The following is an 11,270-nucleotide window of genomic DNA, read 5'->3' on the forward strand; positions in this document are numbered from 1 at the left end:
ATCGAGATCATGTGCACCCGCGAACTCGGCGATCCGTTCCGCCGCGATGCGCTCGCCAAACCCGTGCGCATGCTCGATAAGTACAAGGACTACGTCTGATCGAAGCACGTCCCGGCGGCCTTCCGCCGGGACCCGCCGCCACCCGCCGTTCGAGAGGTCCGCCATGAGCTTCGAAACCGGCTTGCCGCTATCCGCCGACAGCCCGGAGGCGTCCGCGAACCAGGACGCCATGCCCGACACCGCGCCGCGTTCCGAAAACCGGACGCCGCGTGCGGACGAAACTGCCGCCAAAACCGAACATTTCGTCCCGGAAACGCCGCGCCACAAGCGCTTTGAGTACAATGAAGCCGATCCATTTTCCGGAACGGCAGACATGAAAAAAGCGGACACCCCGACCCTGCGAGCGTTCGCGCTGCTGGAGCACCTCGTCGCCGCGGACGGTCCCGTTTCCCTCGCCGACATCGCCCACGAAGTCGACGCGCCGAAGGCTTCGCTGCATCGCATGCTGGCTTCGCTGGAGGCAGGCGGCCTCGTGATCCGCGAACCCGGTCAGAAGAACGCCTACGTGATCGGTCCGCGTCTCGCTCAACTCGGCCTTGGCGTGATGATGCATTCGGGCGCGCGGCGTCTGCGGCACGCCATTCTCTCGCGGCTTGTCTCCGACCTCGGCGAGACCTGCAATCTCACGATGCTGCACGAGACGGAAGTCCTGTATCTGGACCGCATGGAAGCGCCGTGGCCGCTGCGGCTCGACCTCAAGCCGGGCTCGCACGTTCCCGCGTATTGCAGCGCGAGCGGCAAGCTGTTGCTCGCGATGCTCCCCACTCAGCAGCGCTCCATTCTCGTGCGCGCGCTGCAACTGGAGCGCTTCACGCCCAACACCATCACCGATCCCGAACTGCTCGAAGCGGAACTCGACCGCGTCGCGCACAAGGGCATCGCGGTTGACAACGAAGAGTTCGTCGTCGGCATCGTGTGCGTGGCGGCGCCTGTCATCGACGAGCAGAACCAGTGCGTCGCCGCCATCGCCGTGCATGCGCCCGTCTCGCGCGCGCCGCTTTCGCGTGCGCTCGAATTTGTGCCGCGCCTTCAGGATGCGGCGAAAGAGCTGGCGAAGACGTTCTGAGCCAACGCCGCGCGTCGCCTAGCGCGCGGCATCCGGCTTGTGCAGAAGCGGCGCGAATCTCAGCGACGCCTCTTTCAGCTTCGGCACCGCCTTCAGCAGATCTTCCAGACTCGCGCGCGCGGTCGGCGCATGCACCGCGAGCGACGCCAGCACGTGCTTGCCTTCCGCATCGCGCACCGGCACGGCGACCGCCACCATTCCCCTCACGAATTCCTCGTTGTCGATGCCGACGCCGCGCGCCGCCAGCCGGTCGAGTTCCGCTTCGAGCAGGCTCGCATCGGTCAGCGTGCGATACGTCATGCGCGTGAGCGGCAGGCGCGCGAGCACGGCGCTGCGTTCGGCGCGCGTCATCTGCGAAAGAAAGAGCTTGCCGCTCGCGGTGCAGTGCAGCGGCACGCGCATGCCCGGATGCATGTGCAGGCGCAGCGGTTCCGTCGTCTCGACGCGCTCGATATAGAGCACCGAATCGCCGTCGAGCGCGGTGAGGTTGCAGGTCTCGCCGAGCGTTTCGACGACCGCGCGCAACAGCGACCGGCACGCGCGCGTGAAGCTGCTGCTGCCGAGCGTCGCGAGCGCGAGTTGCGCGGCGCGCGGACCGAGCGTGATGCCGCGATCGGTGCCGCGCGAGTCCGGCAGATGCATCACATAGCCCTGCGCTTCGAGCGACTCGATGAGCCGCGCGAGCGTCGCCTTCGGAATATGCAGACGCGCGGCGAGTTGCGAAAGCGTGAACGGCTGCCCGGCGACCGCCAGTTGATCGAGAATCGACAACGCGCGCAGCGCGCGGCTGTCTTCGGTCGAGGACGAATTCGTATCGTTCATCGGGCTCGAGTCTCCGTATTTAAATCAGAACAAAATATATCACTTTCTCGATTCGCGGACCGTAGCAGCCGGCGCGTCGAGCCGTTCGCATCCGGCATGCCGCACAAAGCCGCAGCATAGACGCCCTACTTCCCGGCGATGCATGCTGGCAAACCCTCCGACGCGCCCTTTCTGATTCGAAATCTTCAAATTCCGTTTCAGTTTTCGCCTCCGTCGCGTCTTCTTCTTGGCTTTCATCGCATTCTGCACGAAATTGTCCTTAATCAAAACGGAACGAAGTGTTCCAACAATTTCGAATTGATCGGCAGAGCTTCGAATCGCGGCATTGCGCACCACGCGACGAAGCGGGTGTCCGGCACATTCAGGAGACGCGAATACCATGTCGTTTGAAGTGGACTACATCGTGGTCGGCGCGGGATCGGCGGGCTGCGTGCTCGCCAACCGGCTGAGCGAGGACCCGAACAACCGCGTGCTGCTGCTCGAAGCGGGCGGCCCGGACAACAACCCTTGGATTCACATCCCGGTCGGTTACTTCAAGACCATGCATGATCCGCAACTCGACTGGTGCTACGAGACCGAGCCCGACCAAGGCATCGCGGGACGGCAGTTGCAATGGCCGCGCGGCAAGGTGCTCGGCGGATCGAGTTCGCTCAACGGGCTGCTCTACGTGCGCGGCCAGCGCGAAGACTACGATCACTGGGCCGCGCTCGGCAACCGCGGCTGGAGCTACGCCGACGTCCTGCCCTACTTCAAAAAGTCGGAGGATCAGGAACGCGGTGCGAACGCGTACCACGGCGTCGGCGGCCCGCTGAAAGTATCGGACCTGCGGCTGCGCCGGCCGATCGCCGATCACTTCATCGCAGGCGCGCAGGACATCGGCATCCCGTTCAACGACGACTACAACGGCGCCACGCAGGAAGGCGTCGCCTATTTCCAGCAGACCGCGCACAAGGGCTTTCGCTGGAGCACCGCGAAGGCGTTCCTGCGACCGGCGAAAAACCGCACGAACCTGATCGTCGAGACGCACGCGCAGACCACGCGCGTGCTCTTCGACGGCGCGCAGGCGGTCGGCGTCGAGTACATGCACGATGGCGAACTGAAGCGTGCGCGCGCGAACGCCGAAGTCATCCTCGCGGCGGGCGCGATCGGCTCGCCGCAGATCCTGCAGAACTCGGGCGTCGGTCCGTCGGATGTACTGTGCCGCGCCGGCGTGCGCGTGCATCACGAACTGCCCGGCGTCGGCCGAAACCTCAAGGACCATCTTCAGGTGCGGCTCGTCTTCAAGACGCGCGAACGCACGCTCAACGACGAAGTGAACAACCCGCTGCGCAAGATCCTGATCGGGCTGCAATATGCGCTCTGCCGGACCGGTCCGCTGACGCTCGCGGCAAGCCAGGTCGCCATCTTCACGCGCTCGCGTCCCGACGTCGATCGGCCCGACATCCAGTTCCACATGCAGCCCTTGAGCGCCGACAAACCCGGCGAAGGCGCGCATCCGTTCTCCGCGTTCACCGCGTCGGTGTGTCAGTTGCGGCCCTTCAGCAGCGGCAGCGTCGAGATCAAGTCCGCGCATCCGCTGCAGTATCCGGCGATCCAGCCGAATTATCTGTCCGACGCGCGCGATCATCCGGTCGTGGTCGGCGGGATCAAGGTCGCGCGGCGCATTGCGCAGGCGCCGTCGCTCGCGCCGCACATCCTCTCCGAGTTCGTGCCGGGCGCGCAGTTCCAGTCCGACGACGAACTGCTCGACGCCGCCCGCCGCTACAGCCAGTCGATCTATCACCCGGCGTGCACCTGCCGCATGGGAAGCGACGCGATGGCGGTCGTCGACGACCGTCTGCGCGTGCGCGGCCTCGCGCGGCTGCGGGTGGTCGACGCGTCGGTGATGCCTGATCTCGTGTCGGGCAACACGAACGCGCCCGTGATCATGATCGCGGAAAAAGCCGCCGACATGATCAAGGCCGACCGGAAGGGGCGGGTTGAAGCTCCGGTGCTAGAGGAAACCGTTTGATAGCGATTCGATACCGACGTGGAAACCACGCGGCCACCTACAGGAGACGAAAATGCAGCAGACTGCAGCGACCCAAGGAAACGATGCGCGTCAGATCCGGCGCGTAGTGACGGCAAGTTTGATCGGCGCGACCATCGAGTGGTATGACTTCTTTCTATACGGCGTGGTCGCCGGGATCGTGTTCAACAAGCTGTATTTTCCGAGCGGCGATCCGCTCGTCTCAACGATGCTCGCCTACGGCACCTTCGCCGTGGGCTTCCTGAGCCGGCCGCTCGGCGGCGTGATCTTCGGCCACTTCGGCGACAAGCTCGGCCGCAAGAGCATGCTCGTGATGACGCTGATGATCATGGGCGCCGCGACCGTGCTGATCGGCCTCGTGCCGACCTATGACCAGATCGGGCTGTGGGCGCCGTCGCTGCTGCTTCTGCTGCGCGTGGCGCAGGGCATCGGGCTTGGCGGCGAATGGGGCGGCGCCGTGCTGATGGCGTTCGAGTATGCGCCTGAAAACAAGCGCGGCTTCTACGCGAGCATTCCGCAGATCGGCCTTGCGCTCGGACTGTGCATCGCGTCGGGCGTGGTCGCGATCCTGTCGTCGTTCCTGACCAACGAGCAGTTTCTGTCGTGGGGCTGGCGCCTGTCGTTCCTGCTCTCGATCGTGCTCGTCGCGATCGGCATGTATATCCGCCTGAACGTGATGGAGACGCCCGAGTTCGCGAAGGTCAAGCAAAAGGGCGAACAGATCAAGCTGCCGATCAAGGAAGTGCTCGCCGAGTATCCGGGCAACGTGCTGGCCGGCATGGGCGCGCGTTTCATCGACGGCGTGTTCTTCAACGTGTTCGGCGTCTTTTCGATCGTCTATCTGACGCAGACGCTCAACGTCCCGCGCACGCAGGCGCTGCTCGGCGTGATGGCCGCGGCTGTCGTGATGATGTTTTCGATTCCGCTTTTTGGGCGGCTGTCGGATCGGATCGGGCGCACGCGAACCTACTTCTGGGGCTCGCTGCTGACGGGGCTGTCGGCGTTTGCGGGCTTCTGGCTGATGAAGCACAGCGGCGGCAGTATCGCGCTCGTGTGGATCGCGATCGTGATTCCGTTCGGCATCTTCTATGCGTCGGTGTACGGCCCGGAGGCCGCGCTTTTCGCCGAACTGTTCGATGCCAAAGTCCGCTATTCGGGCATCTCGTTCGTCTACCAGTTCTCGGGCATCTTCGCGAGCGGCATCACGCCGATCATCGCGACTTTCCTGCTCAAGAAGGGTGACGGCGAGCCTTGGCTCATCTGCATCTATGTGCTGATCTCGGCGTTGGTCAGCGCACTGTCGGCCGCGTGGATCGGGCGCCGGGCTCGGGCGGCGAAGCGTCGGGTCGAGTGGGCTTCGTGAGGGGTTATTCGCTGGCGCTCGGAGGCGTTGTTCTTCAACGCCCCCGCCCAACCCCCGTCCTACTTCTTCCACCGCAACGGCCGGCGCAACGGATGCCGCTGCAAACCCACCCCCTGCCCCGCATGCGCAAACGCGGGCTCGCCGCCGCCCATCAGAACATGACGCTCGCGATCCTCATCGGCTTCGACGGTCTTCGACGTATCGATGAACAGCGCCGCCACGATGCCCACGCCAAGCAGGCAAGCCGAGATCGTGAACGGCACGTCATAACTTCCAGTCGATTCGATCAGGAAGCCGAACGCCACCGGCGAAATCATGCCCGCGACGCCGAAGCCCGTGTTCATCATCCCGCCCGCGGTGCCCGCATATTTGCCCGCGATATCGAGCGGCAACGTCCAGAGCACCGGATTCGTGATCTCGAGGAAGAAGAACGACGCGGACAGGAACATCACGGCCGCGATCGGATCGGTGGCGGAGAGCATCGGCAGCAGGAACGCGAGCGATCCGCCCATGCCGACCACCAGCACCGAACAGCGCGCGAGCCGCAGACGTCCGGTCGCTTTGTAGAGCTTGTCGGAAACGACGCCCCCCAGCGTATCGCCGATCACGCCCGCGAGCAGCGGCAGCGCGGTGAAGAGCGCAAGCTGCTTCAGGTCGAAGCCGCGCGATTCCTTCAGGTACGAAGGCAGCCACGTCAGGTAGACCCATAGGAGCCAGCCATAGCAGAAATCGACGACCGTCACGAGCCACATGCGATGAATCAGCTTGCGCCAGGGCGTCGCCGCGTGTTTCGCGCGATCGCAGTCGCCTTTGCGATAACCGATCTCCGCCGTCTCCTCGGGCGTGATGCGCTTGTGCTGCTCCGGCGAATTCGTGAAACAGCACATGTAGAGCACGGTCCACGCGAGACTCGCGACGCCGAGCAGCAGGAACGCATCGCGCCATCCGCCCATCGCGACGACCGCGAGCACGAGCGGCGGCGTCACCGCGCCGCCCAGACGCGCGAAGCTATGCGTGATGCCCTGCGCAAAACCGCGTTCGGCCACCGGCATCCAGTACGTGAACGCGCGCGTCGCAGTCGGAAACGCGCCGCCCTCGCCGATGCCAAGCAGAAAGCGCAGGCCCACCAGCATCGCGACGCTGCCCGCAAAGCCGGTCGCGAGCGTGGCGACGCCCCAGATCAGCGAAAGAATGGTGAGCACGCGCTTCGGCCCGTATTTGTCGGCGAGCCAGCCGCCGACGATCTGCATCACCGCGTAGGGATACGCGAACGCCGAGAACACGAGGCCGAGCTGGCCGGAGGTCAGTCCCATCTCTTGCCGGATGATCGGCCCGGCCACCGCGATGTTCACGCGATCGATGTACGAGATGAAATACATCAGGCACATGACTGCGAGGATGATGTGGCGCGTCTTCACGCGCCGGGTGCGCTTTTCCATGCTGTCTCCTGTGTCGACCAGATTGGGCGCTTGAGCGCTCGCTCCGGTCCCAAGTTTGGACGGCGTTCGTCGACGGCCGTCTCGGTAATTCAGCGGATCGCTTCGAAAGATGGTGGGCGGTGCTCCTTACGTCTGCAGCAGTTTCAGCCGCTGGACCTTGCCCGACGGTCCGCGCGGCAGTTCGGTCACGAGCCGGAACTCCTTCGGCGTCTTGTAGCGGCCAAGTTCGCGCAGGCAGTGTTCGCGCAGACCGGCGGCGTCGAGCGCGTCCGGGCCAGCCGCTTCGCGCGCCACGACGAATGCCACGATCTCCTGCCCGTAGGCCGCATCCGGCACGCCGACCGCGGCCGCCTCCAGCACGCCGGGATGGCGCAGCAACGCCTCGTCGATCTCGCGCGGCGCGATGTTCTCGCCGCCCTTGATGATCAGTTCCTTCGCGCGGCCGTTGATGTAGTAGTAGCCATCGGCGTCGCGAAAGCCGAGGTCGCCGGTGCGCAGCCATCCTTCGGCGGTGAACGCGGCGCGCGTCTCGTCGGGACGCTTGTAGTAGCCGCTCATCACCTGCTCGCCGCGCAGCACGAGCTCGCCGGATTCGTTGGGCGCGCAGTCGCGGCCTTCCGGGTCGATCACGCGCGCCTCGCCGCCCGACGGCAGCCCGATGCTGCCGATGCGCCGCCGGGTCGAATCGTACGGATTACTGAAGGCGGGTGCAGCGGTCTCGGTCATGCCCATCGTTTCGATCACGCCGATCCCGAAGCGCGCCTCGAACGCGCGATGATGCTCGGCCGGAAGCGCCGCCGACGCGCTGCGGCAAAACTTGAGCGCCGAGAGGTCGAAGGCCTGCTCTTCATCGTGATTGAGCAGATACGCGACGATCGTCGGCACGACGTTGATCCATGTGCAGGCGTAGCGCGCGGCGTCGCGCCAGAAGGTGCGCGCGGAAAAGCGCTCGGCCATCACGACGGAACCGCCGTGAAAGAGCGGCGCGATCAGCGTCACGACCAGGCCGTTGATGTGATAAAGCGGCAACGACGCGAGCACGCGATCGCCCGATCCGAGGCGATGCTCGGCGGTGATGTTGTGCGCATTCGCGAGCAGGTTGCGATGCGTGAGCAGCACACCTTTCGGCGCCCCGGTCGTGCCCGAGGTGTACATCAACAGCGCGACGTCGGCGTGCGGGTTGGCCTGCGCGTTGGCGTTTCCATGCTCCGCCGGTTCGGCGCCCGTCGCATCCGCGAAGGCGAATTCGGACTTGGCGAACGACAGCGTCTCGACCGTGTCGGCCTGCGTCTGGACCAGCAATATGTCGCGCTCGAAGCCCTGTGCCCGAAGCTCGGCGAGCGCTGTCTCGATCGCCTCGCGGGAATCGCGCGACACGAAGATCGCGCGCGTGTCCGAATGCTCGACGATGTATCGCACCTGCGAGGGCTGGCACAGCAGGTTCAGCGGATTCGCGACATAGCCGCCGTACATCGCGGCGAGCAACAGCGTCGCGGTCTGCAGGCCGTTGCCCATGTAGACGGAAACGACATCGCCGGGAACCAGGCCCGCGTCGGCGAAACCCGCTTCGAGCGCGATGCATGCGTCGCGCAGCTCGCCGAACGTGAGCGCGCGCGGACGGTCCGACGCGTCACCGTCTTCCATTGGCGCGAGCAGAAACGGCTTGTCCGGGAACTGCCGTGCGCGTTCGTCGATCAACGCGCGGATCGTGGCGGGCGTGTTCATCGGCCGTACCTCGCGAAGAAATCGCCGAGCAGGTCGTCCAGTTCGGGGACGCGCTCCTCGACCGGAAACGCGACGCGCGTCGTGTTCAGGTATTGCCGGAAGCCCAGATTCGCGGAGAAGTTGTTGCGGCCCCAGGTGCCGCAGCCCATCGAAAGCGAGAACGGCAGGCCGTTGTCGAAGTTGCCGCCGGTCGCGAGGCAATGCGCCTGGTTGGCGATCACGCGCGCCACCGGCAGGCTCGTGCCGAGCCGCACGGCCTCGTCCGGATCGTTCGAATGCAGGCCGACCGAATGACCCGCGCCCATGTACGCGTAGATGCGGCGCACGATGCCAGCGGCATCGTCGAAGTCGCGCGCGCGATAGACCGTGAGCACCGGCGAGAGCTTCTCGCCCGAGAACGGGTGCTCGGCGCCGAAACCCGTTTCCCCGACCATCAGGAACGCGGGCTCGCGCGCGGCGACATCATCGAGGCCGGCAAGCCGCGCGATCTGCGTTGCCGACTTCGCCGTGCAGTCGGCCGCGAGCTTGCCGTCGTGCCACATCGCGGCTTGCAGGCGCGCCTTGTCGTCGTCGGTGAGCAGCACGCCGCCGTGCGCGGCGAGCGCGGCGAGCATCGGCTGATAGATGGCGTCTTCGATCACCACGCTGTTTTCGGACGAACAGCTCGTCGCGTTGTCGAAGGTCTTGGAGAGCGCGATCTTGCGCGCGGCTTCGTCGAGCGGCGCGGACGCCGTGACGATCGACGCGACGTTGCCCGCGCCCACGCCGAACGCGGGCGTGCCGCTCGCGTAGGCCATGCGCACGTTCGCCTGCGATCCGGTCGCGACGACGAGATCGCATTGACGCAGGAGTTCGGCGGTCGCGGCCTTGTTGATGGGCGGCGGCAGCACTTGCACGAGGTCGGGCGAGAGACCGGCCTTCGCGAGTTGCTCGTGAATGAAGCCGATGAGCAGCGCACACGACGTGTATCCCTTCGGCGACGGCGCCACGATCACTGCATTGCCACACTTCAGCGCGTTGATGATCTTGTTGGCGGGCGTCGCGGCGGGGTTGGTCGAAGGCGTCACGGCCGCGACCACACCCACGGCCCGCGCGATCTCGACGATGCCGTTGGCCTCGTCGCGCGCGACCACGCCGCAGGTCTTCTGGCCGCGCAGATCGCGCAGGAGACCGAGCGTCTTGCGATAGTTCTTGCGGAACTTGTCGTCGGCGTTGCCGAGACCGGTGTCGGCGACCGCGAGTTCCGCGAGCCGGCGGTTGCGCGCGGGTTCCATGATGGCCCACGCGGCGGCGTCGGCGGCGGCATCGAGTGCGTCCTGGCCGGCGAATTCGAAGTTGCGCTGCGCGGCGCGCGCCCGCGCGACCAGCTCGGCGACGACCTGCTCGACGTCGCTGTTCGTCACTTCTGCAACTGTGGCTCTTACGTTCATACGTTGACTCCGCGTGACTGGATTGAAGATGCTTCAATCTAGCCAGCGGCGCGAATCACGCGGTCCCGTTTTGTTCGAAATCCATCGCTCTGCGAAACGCAGCAGCGGAAAACGCGAATTTCGGGACTTGTGCGAGTCCCGAAAAACGATAAAGTCGATGCAAAAGGAAAGCCGTCACTCGATACGTCGCGGACGATGCACGCGACCCACCCAAAGACGGCACACGATATTCAGGAGACAGAATGTCGGCTTCGAATCAGTCCAATGCCGCTGCGGTGCGCGCGTTTCGGGTGCTCGAAACGCTTGCCGAGGCGGGTCATCCGTTGTCCATGACCGAACTCGTCGGCGCGCTCGGGTTGCCCAAGCAGACGGTCCATCGCATTCTCGTGCAATTGATGGATGCCTGGCTCGTCACGCGCGGCGCGGGCGACCGGCTGTACGAATGCTCGCCGCGCGTGCGTTCGCTTGCGGTCAATGTGCTGATGCACGCGGGGCCCGCTGCGGCGCGCCATGCGCTGCTGGAACAGTTGGTCGCGAAGGTCGGCGAGACCTGCAACCTGACGATGCTCGCTGGCAACGACGTGGTCTACGTGGATCGCGTGGAGACGGAGTGGCCGCTGCGCATGCATTTGCAGGCGGGCTCGCATGTTCCGCTGCATTGCTCGGCGAGCGGCAAGCTGCTGCTCAGTTTCATGCCGAAGGAGCGTCGCGAGCGCATGATCGATACGCTGCCATTGCGTGCTTACTCCGAGCGGACCATCACCGATCGCGAGGCGTTGCGGCGCGAACTTACGGCGACGCGGCGCAGGCTGCTCGCGATCAACGATCAGGAGCATCTGCAGGGGTTGATCGCGATTGCCGTGCCCGTGATGCTGGACCGCAATAGGGCTTGCGCGGCCATTGCGGTGCAGGCGCCGGTCGGACGGGTGACGCTCGACGATTTGCTCGCGTTCGTGCCCGATCTCAGGCATGCCGCCGAGGAAACCGCCAAGACGTTTCAGACTTGAGGGACTGTGGGGGTGCGGGATCGTCAAATGCGCTTGTGCTTCTCGTTTGTGGAACTTGTTTTCGCGTCGGTCTATTAGCTCTGCCCCTGTCCGGGGCGGGACTTACTTTCTTTGCTGCTGCAAAGAAAGTAAGCAAAGAAAGCAGCTTTTTAGTCAGCAGTCTCAAGACGGCAACGCAGCGGCAGAACTGAGTGGACATACCGCCTAAGTGTCGCCCTCGAAGGCGCCACCGGGCTTGGTGCGATTAACCACTGTGTCCTCGCACAGCCAACTACTTGGTAAGGCATTCATCCATCCGTCCGCGCTTCGCGGACGACAGGCATAAACGA

Annotated in this window: 8 protein-coding genes; 4 read left to right on the plus strand and 4 right to left on the minus strand. The window is 65.0% G+C overall.

Going from position 1 to position 11,270, the window contains the following annotated elements:
* The first annotated feature begins 373 nt into the window (after positions 1-373).
* Positions 374-1,126, plus strand: a complete 753-nt coding sequence (locus AWB66_RS31365) for an IclR family transcriptional regulator (protein ID WP_087633896.1) — start codon at positions 374-376, stop codon at positions 1,124-1,126.
* Between the two features lie 18 nt (positions 1,127-1,144).
* On the opposite strand, the gene AWB66_RS31370 is transcribed toward AWB66_RS31365, so the two are convergent.
* Positions 1,145-1,948 (minus strand): IclR family transcriptional regulator, encoded by an 804-nt coding sequence (locus tag AWB66_RS31370; RefSeq protein ID WP_087633889.1) that lies wholly within the window; start codon positions 1,946-1,948, stop codon positions 1,145-1,147.
* 379 nt (positions 1,949-2,327) lie between these two features.
* Between AWB66_RS31370 and AWB66_RS31375 the strand changes: the two genes are divergently transcribed.
* Together AWB66_RS31375 and AWB66_RS31380 are read left to right on the plus strand one after the other, a co-directional pair.
* On the plus strand, positions 2,328-3,959 hold the full coding sequence (locus AWB66_RS31375) for a GMC family oxidoreductase (RefSeq protein ID WP_087633890.1): 1,632 nt from the start codon (positions 2,328-2,330) through the stop codon (positions 3,957-3,959).
* 52 nt (positions 3,960-4,011) lie between these two features.
* Positions 4,012-5,340 carry an MFS transporter gene (locus AWB66_RS31380; RefSeq protein WP_087633891.1) on the plus strand — a complete coding sequence of 443 codons (1,329 nt, stop codon included), beginning with the start codon at positions 4,012-4,014 and terminating at the stop codon, positions 5,338-5,340.
* A 59-nt stretch (positions 5,341-5,399) separates the two neighbouring features.
* Here AWB66_RS31380 and AWB66_RS31385 read toward each other — a convergent pair whose 3' ends face one another.
* The 3 genes from AWB66_RS31385 to sauS all read right to left on the minus strand — a co-directional run bounded on the left by AWB66_RS31385 (position 5,400) and on the right by sauS (position 9,934).
* Complete coding sequence (locus tag AWB66_RS31385; protein ID WP_087633892.1) at positions 5,400-6,779, minus strand: MFS transporter; 1,380 nt, start codon at positions 6,777-6,779, stop codon at positions 5,400-5,402.
* A 126-nt stretch (positions 6,780-6,905) separates the two neighbouring features.
* Positions 6,906-8,504 (minus strand): AMP-binding protein, encoded by a 1,599-nt coding sequence (locus AWB66_RS31390; RefSeq protein WP_087633893.1) that lies wholly within the window; start codon positions 8,502-8,504, stop codon positions 6,906-6,908.
* Positions 8,501-9,934 (minus strand): acylating sulfoacetaldehyde dehydrogenase, encoded by a 1,434-nt coding sequence (gene sauS / locus AWB66_RS31395; protein ID WP_087633894.1) that lies wholly within the window; start codon positions 9,932-9,934, stop codon positions 8,501-8,503. The genes AWB66_RS31390 and sauS overlap by 4 nt, the downstream gene beginning before the upstream one ends.
* A 242-nt stretch (positions 9,935-10,176) precedes the next feature.
* Here sauS and AWB66_RS31400 point away from each other — a divergent pair, with 242 nt between their 5' ends.
* Positions 10,177-10,941: an IclR family transcriptional regulator gene (locus tag AWB66_RS31400; RefSeq protein WP_087633895.1), complete on the plus strand. Its 765-nt coding sequence runs from the start codon at positions 10,177-10,179 to the stop codon at positions 10,939-10,941.
* Positions 10,942-11,270: the final 329 nt, after the last annotated feature.

Origin of the sequence: Caballeronia telluris, assembly GCF_001544495.1 — a bacterium.
Classification (GTDB): Bacteria; Pseudomonadota; Gammaproteobacteria; order Burkholderiales; family Burkholderiaceae; genus Caballeronia; species Caballeronia telluris.

Bases quoted from the DNA above. Each gene is read 5' to 3' on its own strand.
- AWB66_RS31365 (WP_087633896.1), top strand. From the start codon at position 374: ATGAAAAAAGCGGACACCCCGACCCTGCGAGCGTTCGCGCTGCTGGAG.
- AWB66_RS31370 (WP_087633889.1), bottom strand. From the start codon at position 1,948: ATGAACGATACGAATTCGTCCTCGACCGAAGACAGCCGCGCGCTGCGC.
- AWB66_RS31375 (WP_087633890.1), top strand. From the start codon at position 2,328: ATGTCGTTTGAAGTGGACTACATCGTGGTCGGCGCGGGATCGGCGGGC.
- AWB66_RS31380 (WP_087633891.1), top strand. From the start codon at position 4,012: ATGCAGCAGACTGCAGCGACCCAAGGAAACGATGCGCGTCAGATCCGG.
- AWB66_RS31385 (WP_087633892.1), bottom strand. From the start codon at position 6,779: ATGGAAAAGCGCACCCGGCGCGTGAAGACGCGCCACATCATCCTCGCA.
- AWB66_RS31390 (WP_087633893.1), bottom strand. From the start codon at position 8,504: ATGAACACGCCCGCCACGATCCGCGCGTTGATCGACGAACGCGCACGG.
- sauS (WP_087633894.1), bottom strand. From the start codon at position 9,934: ATGAACGTAAGAGCCACAGTTGCAGAAGTGACGAACAGCGACGTCGAG.
- AWB66_RS31400 (WP_087633895.1), top strand. From the start codon at position 10,177: ATGTCGGCTTCGAATCAGTCCAATGCCGCTGCGGTGCGCGCGTTTCGG.